Source organism: Candidatus Mycobacterium wuenschmannii (assembly GCF_030252325.1).
In the GTDB taxonomy this organism is placed as follows: Bacteria; Actinomycetota; Actinomycetes; order Mycobacteriales; family Mycobacteriaceae; genus Mycobacterium; species Mycobacterium wuenschmannii.
Genome location: NZ_CP126981.1, coordinates 1,485,327 through 1,502,801, shown reverse-complemented (window position 1 = coordinate 1,502,801; position 17,475 = coordinate 1,485,327). Strand labels below are relative to the sequence as shown.

Here is a 17,475-nt window from a genome sequence, read left to right as displayed (position 1 = left end):
AACGCCTACAACTGGATCCAGGCCGACTTCGTCTTCATGTACATGTCGATTCCTTCTTTGCCGAATTCGTGGCCCCAGCCGGACTGCTTGTGACCACCGAACGGCACGTCGTGGTCAAAGACCAACTGGCAGTTGACCTGTACGCTGCCGGCGTTGAGTCGCTTGAGCATCCGGTGGGACCGGCCGACGTTCTGCGTCCAGGCGGTCGCCGCCAGGCCGTAGGTGGTGTCGTTGGCCAGCGCAATGCCCTCGTCCTCGTCGTCGAACGGCAGGATGGTGACCACCGGCCCGAAGATCTCCTGCCGGTACAGGCGCGCGTTGGTGTCGACTCCTGTGAGCACCGTCGGGTGGACGAAGTAGCCCTTGCGGTCCAGTCGGTAGCCGCCGGTGACGACCTCGACGCCCTCTTTCTTGCCCTCGTCGATGAAACCCATCACCCGGGTGAGCTGCTTCTGGCTGATCAGGGGTCCACTGACACAGCCTTCCTCGCTGGGCGCGCCGAGCTTGAACGTGTTGGCCATCAGTGAAATGCCTTCTACCACACGGTCATACACGCCGCGCTGGGCGAAGATGCGTGATCCGCAGACGCAGCCCTGGCCCGAGTGCACGAAGATGCCCAACGAGGCCATCAGCAGGGCCTTGTCCATGTCGGCGTCGTCGAAGATCAGCACCGGCGACTTGCCGCCGAGTTCGAGGGTGACCTTTTTCAGGTTGCCGGCCGATGCCCGGACGATCTCCTTGCCGACCTCGGTCGAGCCCGTGAAGGCGACCTTCTCGACATCTGGGTGCGCGGTGATCGCCGCACCCGCCGTGTGGCCGTACCCGGTCAGCAGGTTGGCGACGCCTTCGGGCACGCCGGCCTCGTGGATCAGCCGGTCGAGCAGAAGTGCCGAAAGTGGCGTCTCCTCAGCGGGTTTCACGAGCACGCTGCAGCCCGCGGCCAGCGCCGGGGCCAGCTTGGCGCACGCGTTGAAGATCGGCCCGTTCCACGGAAAGATCAGTCCCACAACGCCGTACGGCTCCTTGAGCGTGTATGCGTGCATGTCGACGTAGGCGTCGGTGGCGATGCCGTCGGTCTTGACGTCATAGGCGACGCCGTTGATCTTCGAACACCAACCGGCGTAGTAGCGGAAGAACTCCGCACACGTCGACATCTGCAGCGTCGCTTGCAGCAGCGGCATGCCGGTGTTGAGCGAATCGAGTTGAGCGAACTCCTCGGCGTGCTGCTCGATCAGGTCGCCGATCTTCCACAGGACCTTGGCGCGTTCGCGGCCGGGAAGTTGCGACCACACGCCGGCCTGGAACGACGCCTTGGCCCGCGCGACGGCCTCGTCGACCGCATCTTGGCCGCAGTCGGTGAACTCGGTGATGGTCTCTTCGGTGGCGGGGTTGATGACGGGGATGACGTCCCCCGTGCCGGGCCGCTTGCGGATGTCGTCCAAAACTGTCTGCAGCGCCATCAGATCCCTTCCATACCGTGCACGTCGAATGCTGAGCACCTGCTTAGCATCGCTGACAATACCCGGTCAATACCGCGCCCGAGCGACGGCGTCCTGTCGGTGCCGGGAGCTATCCTGGACGCCGCAATCAGACGTCGCCCGACGCCGCCCCTACGACAGAGAGAGGAGAACTTGATTGATCAATTCCGTGGATCCACATACTTTCTCAGCAACTTCTACCGGCACCCCGTGCACATCGGTGACGACGTCTACCCGACCGCGGAGCACGCCTACCAGGCGCTGAAAGCCGACGACCCCGCCGATCGCGCCTGGGTGCTGGCGTCGGAGACCCCGCTGATCGCCAAGCGGCGCGGACGCAAAGTCCGCGTGGTCAGCTATTGGTCGGACATTCGCATTCTCGTCATGGAGCAGGTGCTCGCGGCGAAATTCAGCGATCGCGACCTCGCCGGTCAACTCATCGCCACCCATCCGCACACGCTCGTCGAGGGCAATACCTGGCACGACCAGTTCTGGGGCGACTGTCATTGCGGTCGCTGTCCCGGCGACGGCGAGAACATGCTCGGCGTCGTGTTGATGGAACTTCGCGACGAGCTGCGGCAAGGACCGGCCTAGGTTGCGCATCGTGGGCAGATTCCAGCATCCGGATGCCAGGGAAATCCCTGTATCTCTTCCCCGCTTAAGGCCGTACCCTCGCACAACATCACACCTACATACTTCATATGGCGGACCTACCGATTGTCGGCAGAACTGCCCATCGACACAGGGAGAAGCGATGCTCAACTCACATCGTTTTATGGCGGCGGCCGTGGCACTGATCGGGCCGGCAATCGGGCTCGCGACGACGGCTTCTGCGGCGCCGCCTCCCGACGGCGCCTACGTCCTAACCGTGACCGGGTCGACCAATCCCGCCAAGGCCAGCGTGGGTTCCTGGCTGGACATGAACCTGTCGTCCTGCGGCGAATCCTGCGTTCACGCCGACGGCGATGTAGGGCCGGTGGACCTGCACCCGCAAGGTTCGATGTGGAGTGGAACGTGGGGTCGGGGCGCCAAAGTCTGGTTCGACGAGAACTCCTTGGCCGGTGGCATAGACTCCGCGGACGGTGTGCATGTCGACACGCAGATGCGGCACGCCTGACTCTGAGCTCCCTCAACACAAAAGGCGCGGACGCTCGTCTGAGCGCCCGCGCCTTTTGAGACGTCTGATCTAGCAGTCGTAGTACAGCGAGAACTCGTACGGGTGCGGCCGAACCTGCACCGGCAAGATCTCGTTGTCGCGCTTGTAGCTGATCCACGTCTCGATCAAGTCGGGCGTGAAAACGCCTCCCTCGGTGAGGTATTCGTGGTCCTCTTCCAAGCGATCGATCACTGCCGACAGCTGGGTCGGAGCCTGCGGGATGTTCGCAGCCTCCTCCGGCGGCAGCTCGTAGAGGTCCTTGTCGACCGGCGTCTGCGGCTCGATCTTGTTCTTGATGCCGTCCAAGCCGGCCATCAGCATCGCCGAGAACGCCAGGTACGGGTTACCCGACGAGTCGGGGCAACGGAACTCGAGGCGCTTGGCCTTCGGGTTGGTGCCGGTGATCGGGATACGCACACAGGCCGAGCGGTTGCGCTGGCTGTACACCAGGTTGATCGGCGCCTCGTAACCCGGCACCAGACGCTTGTAGGAGTTCACCGTCGGGTTGGTGAACGCCAGCAGCGACGGGGCGTGGTGCAGCAGACCGCCGATGTAGTGGCGCGCGGTGTCCGACAGGCCGGCGTAACCGGTCTCGTCGTACATCAACGGGTTGCCGTCTTTCCACAGCGACTGGTGGGTGTGCATACCCGAGCCGTTGTCGCCGAACAGCGGCTTGGGCATGAACGTGACGGTCTTGCCCTCCTGCCACGCGGTGTTCTTGACGATGTACTTGTACAACTGCATGTCGTCGGCCGCGTGCAACAGCGTGTTGAACTTGTAGTTGATCTCCGCCTGGCCGCCGGTGCCCACCTCGTGGTGGCCCTTCTCCAGTGAGAAGCCGGCAGTGATCAGGTTCTGCAGCATTTTGGCGCGCAGGTCGACGTAGTGGTCGACGGGAGCGACCGGGAAGTAACCACCCTTGGGGCGCACCTTGTAGCCGCGGTTCGGGCTGCCGTCCCGCTCGGTCGGTTCGCCGGTGTTCCACCAACCGGAGATCGCGTCGACCTCATAGAAGGTGCCGTTGATGTTCGAGTCGAAGGCGACCGAGTCGAAGATGTAGAACTCGGCCTCGGCACCGAAGTACGCGGTGTCGGCGATGCCGGTGCTCTTCAAGTAGTTCTCCGCCTTGCGGGCGACGTTGCGCGGGTCGCGCGAGTACGGCTCGAGGGTGAACGGGTCGTGCACGAAGAAGTTCAGGTTCAGCGTCTTGGCCTGAGTGAACAGGTCGATATGCGCCGTTCCGGTGTCGGGGAGCAGCAGCATGTCGGATTCGTGGATCGACTGGAAGCCGCGGATCGAGGAGCCGTCGAACGCCAGGCCCTCCTCGAACACGCTCTCGTCGAAGAACGAAATCGGAATCGTGAAGTGCTGCATGATGCCGGGCAGGTCACAGAACCGAACGTCGACGAATTCGACCTTCTCGTCTCTGGCCAGTTTGATGATGTCGTCGGCCGATTTTTCGGACACCGAAGCGCTCTCCTTTGCTGCGTGCTTCGAACCACTTGTGGTCGTTTATGAGCTTTCCGTTACGTGGACGTAATTGAAAACCCGGTCAGACGCTATGGACGCAATGTTGCGTGAGTCAAACCTTGTGTTACATCTGCGTTAAGCCGCAGCCCATCGCGTTTGTGAGCCTGGCCAGACCTGACCTTATTGTGGGGTTATGACGGCCAGCAACCGCCCCCCGGGAATCGGCGACTCGGAATCTCCACAGGGCTATTCGGGCGAGTCGTTGGGTCTGCCGCAGAACGGGCCTGGGTCCATCGTCGGGATGGGTCGACGGCTGCTGGCGCTGTTCGTCGACTGGCTGATCGCGGTCGGTCTGGCCGGTCTCGCGGTTCCGTTCGGTCTCGCGCACAATCCGGCGTATTCGATCAGTGGTGCCTGGGTCAACATCGCGACCGTCATCTGGCTCGCGCTGGGCATCATCGGAGTGCGGCTATTTCAGTTCACTCCCGGGCAATTCGCGCTGGGGGTGCGGGTGGCCTCGGTCGACAAACGGCAACTGGTCGGGCTGGGCCGCGCGACGGTGCGCGGGCTGCTGATCGCGTTCGTCATTCCAGCGCTGTTCGTCGACACCGACGGACGGGGGATTCAGGACCGGGTGACGGCCACCGCCGTCGTGCGGCGCTGACTATGGCGCCGCTCCTCCTCAGGACCCCCTGCATCGTCGTGCGGCGCTGACTATGGCGCCGGCGCTAACTACGGCGCCGGGCCGTCCGCTGCACGCCCTTCATCTTCGCGCCCGCGGGCATCGGGCCCTTGGGCATCGCGGCGGTGCCGGCCCGTGAACCCAGCGCGGCCAGCCGCGACTCGAGCGAGTCCATCTGCTTGACGGTGATGTTGGCCGGCAGCTTGGTCAGGTGGCGTTCCAGCTTGGCCAGCGGCACCTCGCCGTCACCGTTGCCGACGATGAAGTCGTAGATCGGGACGTCGCCGACAAGTCGCGCAGTGCGCTTCTTCTCTTGGGCGAGAAGCGGTTTGACCCGCCCCGCCGAGCCTTCGCCGACCAGGATCACGCCCGGGCGACCGAGCACCCGGTGCACGGCGTCGAGGTGCCCGGTAGCGGCCACGCCGGGGGTGACGCGCCACTTGCCGCGCAGGTTGTCCAGCGCCCAGGCGGCCGCCCCGGCCTGACCCTCGGCCTTGCCGTACACCGACTTCTGTGCGCGGCGGCCGAAGATGATGAACGCCACCAGCACGCCCAGCACGACACCCAGTACGGGCAGCGAGACGATCGCTAATCCGCCGGACCACAGGCCGATCGCCACGGCGATGCCGACGATCAGCAGGAAAGCGCCGATCATGTACGGCAGCAGCCGCTTGTCCTCTTGTCGCTGGATGTTGAACGCCTGCCAGAGTTGGCTGCGGCGTTCTCTACTGGCGGCCTTGCGAGCGGCTTTCGCCTCGGCTCGGGCGGCCTTGGTCGGCTTGGCGCCGCGGGATCTGGCCATAATGGCCAAGAATACGGAAGGCCGCGTCAGCCCGGCTGTGCGGTGGGCGTCTGCTGCCGGCGCTGGCTGGCCTGCTGGTAGAGCCGGCCCGCCCGATACGACGAGCGCACCAGCGGTCCGGCCAGCACCCCGGCGAACCCGAGTTGCTCGGCGTAGCGCTCGTAGGTGACGAACTCGTCGGGGTGGACCCAGCGGTCGACCGGGTGATGCCGCGACGTCGGGCGCAGGTACTGGGTGATCGTCACGATGTCGCAGCCGGCCGCATGCAGGTCTTCGAGCGCCGACCGCACCTCGTCGGGGGTCTCGCCCATGCCGAGGATCAGGTTGCTCTTGGTGACCAGTCCGAAGTCGCGCGCCGCGGTCAGCACGTCGAGGCTGCGCTGATAGGTGAACGCCGGACGGATGCGCTTGAAAATGCGCGGCACGGTTTCAACGTTGTGCGCCAACACTTCTGGGCGCGATTCGAAGACCTCGCGCAACTGGTCGGCGTGGGCGTTGAAGTCGGGAATCAACAACTCCACCCCGGTCGACGGGTTGAGTTGTTTGATGGCGCGCACGGTCTCGGCGTAGAGCCAGGCGCCGCCATCCGGCAGGTCGTCGCGGGCCACCCCGGTGACCGTGGAGTAGCGCAGGCTCATCGCCTGCACGCTCTCGGCGACCCGGCGCGGTTCGTCGCGGTCGAGCGGCGCGGGCTTGCCCGTGTCGATCTGGCAGAAGTCGCAGCGGCGGCTGCAGACCCCGCCGCCGATCAGGAAGGTGGCCTCGCGGTCTTCCCAGCACTCGTAGATGTTGGGGCAGCCGGCTTCTTCGCACACGGTGTGCAGGCCCTCGCGGCGGACCAGCTTCTTGAGGTCGGTGTACTCGGGCCCCATCCGCAGCCGGGTCTTGATCCACGGCGGCTTGCGCTCGATCGGGGTTTCGGCGTTGCGCACTTCCAGGCGCAGCAGCTTCCGACCTTCGGGGGTGACGGTCACGGAGTCGATGCTACGCGGGCGGCGGTGTGTCAGCCCCGGGCGACGATGCGCGCCGGTACGGCGGGCTGAGGAACCGGACTGTTGGACGAGCCGACCGCAAGCAGGCCGTCCAGGGCGTCGCACACCGCGTCGGCGACCGCGGCCCGGACGTCGTCGACGCTGACCCGGCGCCCCAGTTCTGCCGAGAGCGACGTGACGCCGGCGTCGCTGATGCCGCACGGGACGATGTTCGCGAACGCGCCGAGGTCGCAGTCGCAGTTGAGCGCGAAGCCGTGCAGCGTGGTCGACCGCGACACCCGCACGCCGATCGCGGCGACCTTGCGGTCCGGCCGGCCGGCCTCGGCGGGCACCCACACGCCTGAGCGTCCGTCGACACGGCCGACGCGAAGGCCGGTGTCGCTACACACCTTGATCAGGGCTTCCTCGATGCGCCGGACGTAATTGACGACGTCGAGCGGCTCGGCCAGCCCGATGATCGGGTAGCCGACGAGTTGGCCCGGGCCATGCCAGGTGATTTTGCCGCCGCGGTCGGTGTCGACGACTGGGGTGTCATCGGCGGGTCGCTCCTCGGCGGCGGTGCGACGTCCCGCGGTGTAGACCGACGGGTGTTCGAGCAGCAGCAACGAGTCGGCGCCGCCCGCGATCCGGGCTTCGGCCAACTCCTGCTGCAGATCCCAGGCGACCCGGTAGTCGACGCTGTCCATCTGGCGGACATCGACGGGCGCCTCGCTCGAGCGGATCGAACTCACCTGCCCGACGGTACAACTCGAAGCTGGCGACAACCTGACAGGCGTCAGGCGACATCACGCGTCGCGGTGGCGTACCGCAACGCCTCGCCGACGGTGTTGTGGTGAAACTCGAAGCCCGCCCGCTCCAACGCGCCCGGGATGACCCGTTGCCCGCTCAGCAGCGCCTCGTCGGCGAACTCGCCGAGCGCCGCGCGCACCGCGAATGCGGGTGCCATCAGCGGGGTGGGTCGGCCGACCGTACGGCCCAGTGCCGCAGTGAATTCCGCGTTCGTCACCGGGGCGGGCCCGGTCAGGTTCACCGGCCCGGACAGGCCCGGTTCGGCGAGCGCGAACTGCAGCGCGCGCACGGTGTCGTCCAGGCTGATCCAGGACATGTACTGGCGGCCGCTGCCCAACCGGACGCCGAGGCCGACCGAGAACAGCGGCCGCAGTTGCCGCAGGGCACCGCCCGCCGCAGCCAGCACGACGCCGGTACGGGCCAGCACCACTCGCGCGCCGGCCGCAACGGCGGGCGCGGTGACCGCTTCCCAGTCCACACACAGCTGTGCGAGGAAACCTTTTCCCGGAGGAGCGGTTTCGTCGACCGCACGATCCTTGGTGTTGCCGTAGTAGCCGACCGCGCTGGCGTTGACGAGCACGCCGACGCCGGCTTCGGCGACGGCAGTGGACAGCACCTCGGTCGGGGTGATGCGGCTGTCGCGCAGATTCTGCTTGAACGCGCCCGACCAGCGCCGCCCGGCAACGTTGACGCCGCACATGTTCACTACGGCGTCGACGCCCTGCAACGCGGCGGTGTCGAGTTCACCGCTGTCGGGATCCCAGTGCAGTTCGCCGGCGTTGGCCGGGGCGCGGCGCACGATCCGCAGAACCTGGTAGTCCGCGCTGCGTAGCGCCGTGACCAGGGCCGAACCGATCAGGCCGGACGAGCCTGCGATGGCGACGGTGGCGGTCACGCGTCGAGCCCCCTACAACCCCAGATCGGCCTCGAATGAGCCTTCTTCGAGCCGATGTTTGATGGTGGTGACGAAGCGTCCGGCGTCGGCGCCGTCGATCAGCCGGTGGTCGTAGGTCAGCGGCAGCAGCGCGACCGACCGCACACCGATCGATTCGTTGCCGTTGTCGTCGACGACGACCCGGGGCCGCTTCACGATCGCCCCGGTGCCCAGCATCGCAGCCTGCGGCGGCACCAGAATCGGCGTGTCGGTGAGGGCGCCCTGGCTGCCGATGTTGGTGATCGTGAAGGTGCCACCGGACAACTCGTCGGGCTTGAGCCGGTTCGACCTGGCGCGCTCGGCGATGTCGGCAATCGCGCGGGCCAGGCCGGCCAGCGACAGGTCGCCGGCGTTGTGGATCACCGGCGAAAGCAGGCCCTGCTCGGTGTCGACCGCAAAGCCGAGGTGCTCGGCGTCGTAATAAGTGATCTCTTTGGTGCCCTCGTTGTAGCTGGCGTTGACGTTCGGGTGCGTCTTGAGCGCGTCGATGACGGCGCGCGCGATGAACGGCAGGTAGGTCAGGTTCACGCCCTCGCGCTCGGCGAAGGCGCTCTTCGCCTTGGCGCGCAGCGCCACGATGCGGGTCATGTCGACTTCGTGCACCTGCGTGAGTTGCGCCGTCGCCTGCAGCGACTCCCGCGTCTTGTTCGCGGTGATCTGGCGGATCCGGCTGGCCTTCTGCGTGGTTCCACGCAGATGCGCCAGCGCGGGCGCGGGCGTCGGGGCGCTCGGCTTCGGCGCGGCCGGCGCTGCCGCCGGACTTGCCGGGGCGGCCGGCGCCGCTGCGGGTTGCTTCTTCTGCTCGGCGGCGGCCAGCACATCCTGCTTGCGGATGCGTCCGCCGACGCCGGTGCCGTTCAGCGTGCCAAGGTCAATGTTGTTCTCGGCGGCCAGCTTTCGCACCAGGGGAGTGACGTAGGGGGCGCCGTCGCCCGATGCGGCCGGCTGCGGCGCGGGCTCGGGAGCCGGGGCCGGTGCGGGAGCCGGGGCGGGGCGGGCGCAGCGGCGGGTGCCGGAGGGGCGGGCGGTGCCGGAGGGGACGGCGGAGCGGGCGGTGCCGGCGGAGCGGGCGGTGCCGGGGAGCGGGGGTGCGGCTTGCGGCGCGGGCGCAGCGGGAGCGACGGCCGCGGTGGTGGCGCCGGTGCCGATCCGCGCCAGCTCGCCGCCGACCGCGACGGTGACGTCTTCCTCGGCGGTGATGCTGATCAACGTGCCCGCGACCGGCGACGGGATCTCGGTGTCGACCTTGTCGGTGGAGACCTCCACCAGCGGCTCGTCGACGTCGACAGAGTCGCCGACCTTCTTCAGCCAGCGGGTGACCGTGCCTTCGGTGACCGACTCGCCGAGTTCGGGCATCAGGACCGGCTTGGAGTCGCCGTCCGCGCCCTGACCGCCGGCCGCCGGTGCGGCGGGTGCGGGCGGCTCCGCCGCCGGCTGAGGCTCGGGAGCGGCCTGCGGCTCGGGTTCCGGCTGGGGCTGGGGCGCGGCCTGCGCAGCCGGCTGCTCCGCCGGCTGGTCGCCGCCCTGTGAGCCTTCCGAGGCGTCGCCGATCACGGCCAGTTCGCCGCCGACCTCCACGGTGTCGTCTTCGTGGGCGACGATCTTGGTCAGCACTCCCGCTGCGGGCGAAGGGATCTCGGTGTCGACCTTGTCGGTGGAGACCTCCAGCAGCGGTTCGTCGACCTCGACGGTGTCGCCTTCTTGCTTCAGCCAGCGGGTAACAGTTCCCTCGGTCACGCTCTCACCGAGTGCCGGCATCTGCACTGAGAAGGCCATCTGACGTCGACTCCTCGATTGGTGGGTCGGTGGGCGCGGGTCGACCTCTGGCTTACCACAGCGCGGTAGACCGGAGCTGCACCCGTGATTACCGAAACCATCCTGTCACTGCGGTGGCGTCGGCACACACCCAGGGCAAGCTGGTGACGCCCGAATTCCGCGAGCGCAAGCAGTGGAGAAAGCCATCTCGGCGTTATGTGAGCTACATCTCATTCGAACCTACTCTGAGAACAACTCACATGGTCAGCTCGTGGGACTGTGTCCAATTTGTTGGACTTTAATTCCATATCCGCGGAAGTGTGTCGGCCAGAAAACGCGAAATAATCGGCATTTAACGAGAATGGGATTCCGGAAAGCCGAAAACTTGGATATCTTGTTTCTCGTGTATCCCGATGACAGCGGCAAGGAACTTGCCACCGTGCTCTCGTATCTGGCAGGTCGCTCCCTGAGTAGGGAAGAGATCTGGACCGCGATGGAACTTCCCCGTTCCACGTATTACGACCAGTTGGACAAAGGCACTCTGATCACCGCCGACAATCTACGGGTCGCCGCGGCGAACCTCGGCATCAATCGTGCCGAGCTGCTGACGCGCTATCGGTTCATCGAGCCCGACGAGGTCACCGCTCTCGCCGAGGAGATTCGGGGTGGCTCGCAGATGCACGCCGTGGCCGGCGGAAACGTCAAGACGCTCACGGCACCGACCAAGATCGCGGAGTGGCGTCCCCGCTCCGACGCGCCGCCGCTGTAAAGCTTTCTCTTCGTACGAGGTACTGCCGTGGCACTTAGCGCTCTCATCTTCATCACCCTGGCCTGCATCGGGTGGAGTCTCTGGATTCGACGTCTCACGTGGCATTCCCGTTGGGAGGTCGCGGCGACGATCAACATCGCCCTGCAGGGACTCACCGTTCTGCTGATGTCGCCGTTCACCGCTGAAACGCTCGGGGTCGCGTTGCACGACCTGACCGGCGTTTGGAATCTGCAGAACTACCTGGGTCACGACTGCTACATCGTCGCGGCGTCGGCCATCGTCTACAACGCGCTCGGCCGGATCACCGATGACCACACGCTGCAGAAGTCCTTCAAGCAGTACGTGGAACGTCCTGCCACACTGTGCATTCCGCTACTGCTGGCGACGTTCACTCTCAGCCGCGGCAGCAAGACCTATGCGCGCGATTTCTTCGCGTTGCCCACCGACTTCTGGCTGAGCGTCTACTGGATCCTGCTCTGCGGGACCCTGATCTACCTGCTCGGGTTCGGCTTCCGCGCAATGCTGGTGCTGCGCAAGGACCCGCGCTCGACCAACATCGCCACCCTGTACCTGCTCGCCTGCGGCAGCGGTATCGCGGCCTGTTCGGTCCGCATCATCACCGCGTTGGTGCCGGCGGTGCAGGGCCCGGTGGACGCGGCGCTGGTCTGGTTCTTCGCCTGCGCCTGTGGCGCAGGCTTCGCGGTCACCTCCGCCTACTCGTGGAAGCAGAAGGTGCGCTGGTTCAGTAACGCCGCGGGCTAGCCGTTCGCGGCGATGTCCTCGAGCACCGCGAACATGGTGCGCGTCGGAACTCCCGTGCCGCCCTTGGGCGTGTAACCCCACGGGCCACCGGTGTTGTAGGCCGGAGCGGCGACGTCGATGTGCGCCCAGTCGACGCCCTCGGCGACGAACTCGCGCAGGAACACTCCCGCCACCAGCATCCCGGCGAAGCGCTGCCCGCTGATGTTGGCCAGGTCGGCCACCGTCGACTTCAGGTCGTCCTTCAGTTCATCGGGAAGTGGCATCGCCCAACCGTTTTCGCCGACCTGCCGGGACAGGTCCGCGACCCGGTCGCGAAACTCGTCGCTGCCCATCACGCCGGGCGTGCGCGCGCCAAGTGCGACGGTCTGTGCGCCGGTCAGCGTCGACGTCTCGATCAGGTAGTCGGGATTGTCCTCGCACGCCCGCACGATGGCGTCGGCCAGGATCAGCCGCCCCTCGGCGTCGGTGTTGAGCACCTCGACGGTGGTGCCGCCGTACTGCGTCAGCACGTCGCCGGGGCGCTGAGCCGTCGCCGAGGGCATGTTCTCGGCCATCGGCACCGTGGCGATCACGTCGATCGGAAGTTCGAGTTGGGCGGCGAGCGCGACCGTCGCGATCACCGCGGCGGCACCGCCCATGTCGGACGTCATATGGTGCATCGACGCCGCGGGCTTGATCGAGATGCCGCCGGTGTCGAACGTGACGCCCTTGCCGACCAGCGCGACCTTCCGGGCCTGCTTGGGCTTCTTGGCCAGCCGCGACCCGCGGTGGGACAGTCGCACCAGGCGCGGCAGCCGCGACGAGCCCTGCCCGACGCCGACGATGCCGCCGTACCCGTTCTTCTGCAGAGCCTTATCGTCGAGGATCTCCACCTCGAGGCCCACTGACTCACCCAAAGCCTTTGCCCGACTGGCGAATTCGGCGGGGAAGAGATGGCTCGGCGGGGTGTTGACGAAGTCGCGGGCGGTGGCCACGGCGGTCGCGACCGCCGCAGCGTGCGTCGCCTGCGCCTTCGCGGCCTTGTCGCCGGACAGCGCCGTGATGGTGCGCAGTCCGGGGTCCTTGGGCGCCGTCTTGTCGGTGCGGAACGCGGTGAACCGGTAGCTGCCCAGCACCAACCCTTCGATCGTGGCCTCAAGGGCCCCGTCGCCGGGCAGCGCACCCAGCGTGGTGATCGCGGCGTCGGCGCCGCCCAAGGCCCGTGCCGCCGATCCGGCCGCCCGGCGGATCAGGTCCGCGGGATATTCGTCACGCTGCTTGCCGAGCCCGATCGTGAGCACGCTGCCGAGCGGCAACGACTTCACCACCAAGCGATGCACCTGCTCGACCGCGCCGGTGGCGTTCAAAGCCTTGAGAGCATCCTCGATTTCGGTGATCGCGTCCTTCGGCAGGAACCCGTCGGCACCGGCGGTCGCGGCGCCGGGTTCGTCGTTGACATCCTCGGGACCCGATGACACCACCGGGACGATCAGCACGGCCGACTTGGCGCCGCGACGGGGCAGCGCGGACGCGACGGAGACAGCGGGGGCCAGGTATCCGGGTTGAGTGCTCACGAATTCAACCCTAACGACCGCCGCATTCGGTCGCCCGCCGCCCGTGTTTCGACCCTGCTCACGGCGTCGTTACGACTATTATTTCGGCGATGCCGACGGGACAACTTGCCGATTCGTGCGTGCTGTGGACTGGCTTCGACATATCGATCGTGGCAAGGAATTATGCGCAATTGGCCGGTGTGCTGGCCGGGTTCGCGTTCGTGGTCATCAACCTCGTGCTCGACCGCGGCTACCGGCGTCGCGGCGACGGAAAGCCCCGCGGAGTCCACGAGATCGAGCACGAGACGCTGACGGGCGTAGCGCTGATGAGTGCGTTCCTGGGCCTGTTTCTGTCGGCCATTCAATACAGCCTGCTGGCCGGTGAGAATGGCTGCTCGCTGACCGGGGGCCGGGCATCGTCGGCGGAATTGTTGGGCGCCATTTCTTTTGTGGCGTCGGTCTACATGCTGCTGTACGCGGTCGTGCAATTCGTCTCGGGTGCGGCCGGCGCGCTCGCCAAACACTGCGTCTTCATTGTCGCCGTGCTGGTTCCGCCGATCGGGGTGTTCTTCATCGAGGCGACGCTGTCGGACCTGGCGCTCGCGCTGGCCGACCAGAAGACTCGCGAGCCCATCGAACCGTTGTGGAGCGACGCCAACAACCTCGGGGTGCCGATCGCACTGACGGTGCTGGTGGTGTGCGCGACGACGTGGTGGATCGGACGCGCCCGAAGGGCCTCGGAGACACCGTCGAGCCCGCGCGTGCAGAAGTTCCGGACCGTCCTGCCCTACATCACCGTGATCGTGGTGGTTGCGGATGTGATGTGCGCATTGACGGTGCTGCCGGTGCGAAACCCCGCCGCCCATCTGGCACCGGCGCAGGCCTGGCTGTGGGTGGGTATTTTCGCGGCCCTGCTGATGACCCAGAGCGTGGCGCTGTCGCTGCAGACCGGCGTCGAGGTCGCCTACCGGGAGCCTCAACCCGCGGAGCGGCCCAGCTCGTAGGCGACGACCGGTGCGTCAAAACCCTTGAGTTGCAACGGTTCCTGCTCCACGACCGGCCAATCGGGGATGCGCTTGTAGACGTCTTCGGTGATCAGGATCTGTCCCGGCGCCGCGGCGGCGACCAGACGCGCGGCCAGGTTCACCGCGTTGCCGAAGTAGTCGCCGCTCAGCGTCAGGATCTCGCCGAAGCCGAGACCCGCCCGAACCTGCAGTCCCTCCTCGCGGGCCCGCGGGTGGTCGACGAGGTCCAACGCCGCGCGTGCCAGCCGCTCCGGATCGGAGCTGACCCACATCACCGCGTCGCCGATGAACTTCACGATCCGGCCGCCGTCGGCGTGCACGATGTCGCTGACCGTCGCGCCGAATTCGTTGAGCAGGGCCGACAATTCGGCGGGAGTGAGCGCCTGCGTCAGCGCGGTGAAGCCGGACAGATCGGCAAAGCCGACGCCGCATTCCAGGCCGGCCGTCGGGCCGCGGGCCATGCCCTCGATGAAGGTGCGGGTGCTGACCAGATGGTGGCGGTGGATCGCATCGATCATGGCCCCGATCCGGGGGACGAACGCGGCGGCGCCCCGATAGGCCTGCGCCGTCGCGCGCTCGTCACCGCTGTAGCCGAGCCACATCTCCGGGGTGCTGGTCCGGATCATCGAGGACGCGGCCTCGGCCAGCCGGGCAACCGACGCACCGAGCACCCGCAGGAATCCGTCGGCGGCGTCGTCGCCCATGTCGCGCCGCATGGCGATCCAGGTGGCGAGGCTGTCGACGTCGGCCTGGCTCAGCATCGGCGTGTCCGGGTCGGCGACGGTCAGGCCGAGCATCGACCAGCCGTAGACGACGTCCTGCACGCTCACGCCGATCGACTCCGCGGCGTCGCGCAGCGAGTAGTCCGGTGGGCCGGACCGCAGCAGCACGTCGCCGGCCAGCCCGAAGAGGCGGCCGTTGCGTTCGGCCTCGGCCATCTCGGCGACCGAGAATCCGAGGCCTGCCAGGTATTCGAGCAGGTCGGCCCGTTCGCGTGGCTCGGCGATGCCGGCAGCCTCGATGGCCTCGAAGTCCAGCGATTCGACCACCGGCCCAGTGTGCCAGTGCGGGCAGTCGGCAGGGCTCGCATTAGGGTGAAATGTCGTGAGCGACCTGTTGCATGGACCCCTGGCCGACCGCCACCGCGAACTCGGCGCCAGCTTCGCCGAATTCGGGGGATGGCTGATGCCGGTCTCGTACGCCGGGACCGTCGCCGAACACACCGCCACCCGCGACGCCGTCGGCCTCTTCGACGTCAGCCACCTGGGCAAGGCATTGGTGAAGGGACCCGGCGCCGCGGCGTTCGTCAACTCCGCGCTGACCAACGACCTCGATCGCATCAGGCCGGGTAAGGCGCAATACACGTTGTGCTGCAACGAATCCGGCGGTGTCATCGACGATCTGATCGCCTACTACGTCAGCTCCGACGAAATCTTCCTTGTGCCCAACGCCGCCAATACCGCCGCGGTGGTCGCTGCGCTGAAAGCCGTTGCGCCACCGGAGCTGACCATCACCGACGAGCATCGGTCCTACGCGGTGCTGGCGGTGCAGGGCCCGCGCTCGAGTGAGGTGCTGACCGGTCTGGGACTGCCCACCGACATGGACTACATGGGCTACGCCGACGCCGATTTGGCGGGCGTGCCGGTGCGGGTGTGCCGCAGTGGCTACACCGGCGAGCACGGCTACGAGTTGTTGCCGCCGTGGGACTCCGCCGGTGTGGTGTTCGACGCGCTGCTGGCGGCCGTGCAGAAGGCCGACGGGCAGCCGGCCGGCCTGGGAGCGCGCGACACGCTGCGCACCGAGATGGGCTATCCGCTACACGGGCACGAACTCTCGGCGGACATCTCGCCGCTGCAGGCCCGCTGCGGCTGGGCGATCGGCTGGAAGAAGGACGCGTTCTTCGGCCGCGACGCGCTGCTGGCCGAAAAGGAGTCCGGCCCACCGCGATTGCTGCGCGGCCTGCGCGCAGTCGGTCGCGGGGTGCTGCGGCCCGACCTCAACGTGCTCGACGGCGACACGGTCGTCGGCGTCACCACCTCGGGGACTTTCTCGCCGTCGCTCAAGGTCGGGATCGCGCTGGCGCTGGTCGACGTCGGGGCGGGCATCGAGGACGGTCAGCACGTCACGGTCGACGTGCGAGGCCGCGGCCTGGAGTGCGAGGTCGTCAAGCCGCCGTTCATCGACGCAAAAACCCGCTAGCGCCCGGTTATACAATCGCGTGATGACCAGCGGAGTGCTCGAGTTCACGGTGTCGCCCGCCGCCAACCCGGCCACCGACGACGCCCGGCGTGCGATCCTCGCCGACCCCGGATTCGGCAAGCACCACACCGACCACATGGTCTCGATCGACTACGACGAGGACCGGGGCTGGCATGACGCTCGAGTCACCGGGTACGGCCCGATCGAACTGGACCCGTCGGCGATCGTCTTGCACTATGCACAGGAAATTTTCGAGGGGCTCAAGGCCTACCGTTGGGCCGACGGCTCGATCGTGTCCTTCCGCGCCGAGGCGAACGCCGCGCGGTTGCGCTCCTCGGCGCAGCGCATCGCGATTCCCGAACTGCCCGACGAGCTGTTCCTGGAGTCGCTGCGCCAACTGATCGCCGTCGACAACGACTGGGTGCCGCCGGCCGGCGGCGAGGAGTCGCTGTACCTGCGCCCGTTCGTGTTCGCCACCGAACCCGGCCTGGGTGTCCGCCCCGCTAAGCAGTACCGCTACCTGGTGATCGGCTCGCCGGCGGGCGCGTACTTCAAAAACGGGATCAAGCCGGTAACCGTTTGGGTGTCAACGGATTACGTGCGCGCCAGCCCGGGCGGTACCGGGGCGGCGAAGTTCGGCGGCAACTACGCCGCGTCGCTGGTGGCCCAGGCCGAGGCCGCCGACAAGGGCTGCGAGCAGGTGGTCTGGCTCGACGCCGTCGAGCGCCGCTACATCGAAGAGATGGGCGGGATGAACCTGTTCTTCGTGTTCGGCAGTGGCGGCTCGGCGCGGTTGGTCACCCCAGAGCTGTCCGGTTCCCTACTGCCCGGCATCACGCGAGACTCGTTGCTGCAGTTGGCAACCGACGCGGGGTTTGCCATCGAGGAACGCAAGATCGATATGGAAGAGTGGCAGAAGAAGGCCGCCGAGGGTGAGATCACCGAGGTGTTCGCCTGCGGCACCGCCGCGGTCATCACCCCGGTGTCGCATGTGAAGTACGGCGATGAGGAATTCACCATCGGCGACGGCGAATCCGGCGAAGTGACCATGGCCCTGCGCGACACGCTCACCGGCATCCAGCGCGGGACCTTCGCCGACACCCACGGCTGGATGTCGAAGCTCGGCTGAT

Annotated in this window: 17 protein-coding genes; 8 read left to right on the top strand and 9 right to left on the bottom strand. The window is 67.1% G+C overall.

What is annotated here, in order from left to right:
• Positions 1 to 5: 5 nt before the first annotated feature.
• Positions 6 to 1,460: an aldehyde dehydrogenase family protein gene (locus PT015_RS07275; RefSeq protein WP_285189905.1), complete on the bottom strand. Its 1,455-nt coding sequence runs from the start codon at positions 1,458 to 1,460 to the stop codon at positions 6 to 8.
• 171 nt (positions 1,461 to 1,631) lie between these two features.
• Here PT015_RS07275 and PT015_RS07270 point away from each other — a divergent pair, with 171 nt between their 5' ends.
• Positions 1,632 to 2,072, top strand: a complete 441-nt coding sequence (locus tag PT015_RS07270; RefSeq protein ID WP_285189904.1) for an NADAR family protein — start codon at positions 1,632 to 1,634, stop codon at positions 2,070 to 2,072.
• Between the two features lie 181 nt (positions 2,073 to 2,253).
• Positions 2,254 to 2,595: a hypothetical protein gene (locus PT015_RS07265; protein WP_285189903.1), complete on the top strand. Its 342-nt coding sequence runs from the start codon at positions 2,254 to 2,256 to the stop codon at positions 2,593 to 2,595.
• A gap of 69 nt (positions 2,596 to 2,664) precedes the next feature.
• Here PT015_RS07265 and glnA read toward each other — a convergent pair whose 3' ends face one another.
• Positions 2,665 to 4,101, bottom strand: a complete 1,437-nt coding sequence (glnA, locus tag PT015_RS07260) for a type I glutamate--ammonia ligase (RefSeq protein WP_285189901.1) — start codon at positions 4,099 to 4,101, stop codon at positions 2,665 to 2,667.
• 196 nt (positions 4,102 to 4,297) lie between these two features.
• Here glnA and PT015_RS07255 point away from each other — a divergent pair, with 196 nt between their 5' ends.
• Positions 4,298 to 4,768 carry an RDD family protein gene (locus tag PT015_RS07255; protein ID WP_285189900.1) on the top strand — a complete coding sequence of 157 codons (471 nt, stop codon included), beginning with the start codon at positions 4,298 to 4,300 and terminating at the stop codon, positions 4,766 to 4,768.
• Between the two features lie 64 nt (positions 4,769 to 4,832).
• Here PT015_RS07255 and PT015_RS07250 read toward each other — a convergent pair whose 3' ends face one another.
• The 5 genes from PT015_RS07250 to sucB all read right to left on the bottom strand — a co-directional run bounded on the left by PT015_RS07250 (position 4,833) and on the right by sucB (position 10,079).
• Complete coding sequence (locus tag PT015_RS07250; RefSeq protein WP_285189898.1) at positions 4,833 to 5,588, bottom strand: DUF4191 domain-containing protein; 756 nt, start codon at positions 5,586 to 5,588, stop codon at positions 4,833 to 4,835.
• Between the two features lie 26 nt (positions 5,589 to 5,614).
• Positions 5,615 to 6,562 (bottom strand): lipoyl synthase, encoded by a 948-nt coding sequence (gene lipA, locus PT015_RS07245; RefSeq protein ID WP_285189895.1) that lies wholly within the window; start codon positions 6,560 to 6,562, stop codon positions 5,615 to 5,617.
• Positions 6,563 to 6,591: 29 nt separating this feature from the next.
• Positions 6,592 to 7,266 carry a lipoyl(octanoyl) transferase LipB gene (lipB, locus tag PT015_RS07240; RefSeq protein ID WP_285190985.1) on the bottom strand — a complete coding sequence of 225 codons (675 nt, stop codon included), beginning with the start codon at positions 7,264 to 7,266 and terminating at the stop codon, positions 6,592 to 6,594.
• Between the two features lie 89 nt (positions 7,267 to 7,355).
• Entirely contained in the window at positions 7,356 to 8,264 is a 909-nt protein-coding gene (locus PT015_RS07235) for a TIGR01777 family oxidoreductase (protein WP_285189893.1), read from the bottom strand.
• Positions 8,265 to 8,276: 12 nt separating this feature from the next.
• Positions 8,277 to 10,079, bottom strand: a complete 1,803-nt coding sequence (sucB, locus tag PT015_RS07230) for a 2-oxoglutarate dehydrogenase, E2 component, dihydrolipoamide succinyltransferase (RefSeq protein WP_285189892.1) — start codon at positions 10,077 to 10,079, stop codon at positions 8,277 to 8,279.
• Positions 10,080 to 10,461: 382 nt separating this feature from the next.
• Between sucB and PT015_RS07225 the strand changes: the two genes are divergently transcribed.
• Entirely contained in the window at positions 10,462 to 10,827 is a 366-nt protein-coding gene (locus PT015_RS07225; RefSeq protein WP_285189890.1) for a hypothetical protein, read from the top strand.
• Positions 10,828 to 10,854: 27 nt separating this feature from the next.
• The gene (locus PT015_RS07220; protein WP_285189888.1) at positions 10,855 to 11,589 is read left to right on the top strand and encodes a hypothetical protein; all 735 of its coding nucleotides are present in this window, start codon (positions 10,855 to 10,857) and stop codon (positions 11,587 to 11,589) included.
• On the opposite strand, the gene PT015_RS07215 is transcribed toward PT015_RS07220, so the two are convergent.
• Positions 11,586 to 13,142, bottom strand: a complete 1,557-nt coding sequence (locus PT015_RS07215) for a leucyl aminopeptidase (protein WP_285189885.1) — start codon at positions 13,140 to 13,142, stop codon at positions 11,586 to 11,588. The genes PT015_RS07220 and PT015_RS07215 overlap by 4 nt on opposite strands.
• An 89-nt stretch (positions 13,143 to 13,231) precedes the next feature.
• Here PT015_RS07215 and PT015_RS07210 point away from each other — a divergent pair, with 89 nt between their 5' ends.
• On the top strand, positions 13,232 to 14,125 hold the full coding sequence (locus tag PT015_RS07210) for a hypothetical protein (RefSeq protein ID WP_285189882.1): 894 nt from the start codon (positions 13,232 to 13,234) through the stop codon (positions 14,123 to 14,125).
• Here the strand turns inward: PT015_RS07210 and PT015_RS07205 are convergent.
• Complete coding sequence (locus tag PT015_RS07205) at positions 14,098 to 15,195, bottom strand: adenylate/guanylate cyclase domain-containing protein (protein ID WP_285189880.1); 1,098 nt, start codon at positions 15,193 to 15,195, stop codon at positions 14,098 to 14,100. The genes PT015_RS07210 and PT015_RS07205 overlap by 28 nt on opposite strands.
• A 55-nt stretch (positions 15,196 to 15,250) precedes the next feature.
• Between PT015_RS07205 and gcvT the strand changes: the two genes are divergently transcribed.
• Positions 15,251 to 16,345: a glycine cleavage system aminomethyltransferase GcvT gene (gcvT, locus tag PT015_RS07200; RefSeq protein ID WP_285189877.1), complete on the top strand. Its 1,095-nt coding sequence runs from the start codon at positions 15,251 to 15,253 to the stop codon at positions 16,343 to 16,345.
• A gap of 22 nt (positions 16,346 to 16,367) precedes the next feature.
• A complete protein-coding gene (locus tag PT015_RS07195; protein ID WP_285189875.1) occupies positions 16,368 to 17,474 on the top strand; it encodes a branched-chain amino acid aminotransferase in 1,107 nt (368 codons plus the stop codon).
• The last annotated feature ends 1 nt before the right edge of the window (position 17,475 follow it).

Coding starts and splice junctions, on each gene's coding strand:
- PT015_RS07250 (WP_285189898.1), bottom strand. CDS start 5,588: ATGGCCAGATCCCGCGGCGCCAAGCCGACCAAGGCCGCCCGAGCCGAG.
- PT015_RS07275 (WP_285189905.1), bottom strand. CDS start 1,460: ATGGCGCTGCAGACAGTTTTGGACGACATCCGCAAGCGGCCCGGCACG.
- sucB (WP_285189892.1), bottom strand. CDS start 10,079: ATGGCCTTCTCAGTGCAGATGCCGGCACTCGGTGAGAGCGTGACCGAG.
- PT015_RS07255 (WP_285189900.1), top strand. CDS start 4,298: ATGACGGCCAGCAACCGCCCCCCGGGAATCGGCGACTCGGAATCTCCA.
- lipB (WP_285190985.1), bottom strand. CDS start 7,266: ATGGACAGCGTCGACTACCGGGTCGCCTGGGATCTGCAGCAGGAGTTG.
- PT015_RS07265 (WP_285189903.1), top strand. CDS start 2,254: ATGGCGGCGGCCGTGGCACTGATCGGGCCGGCAATCGGGCTCGCGACG.
- PT015_RS07195 (WP_285189875.1), top strand. CDS start 16,368: ATGACCAGCGGAGTGCTCGAGTTCACGGTGTCGCCCGCCGCCAACCCG.
- PT015_RS07210 (WP_285189882.1), top strand. CDS start 13,232: ATGCCGACGGGACAACTTGCCGATTCGTGCGTGCTGTGGACTGGCTTC.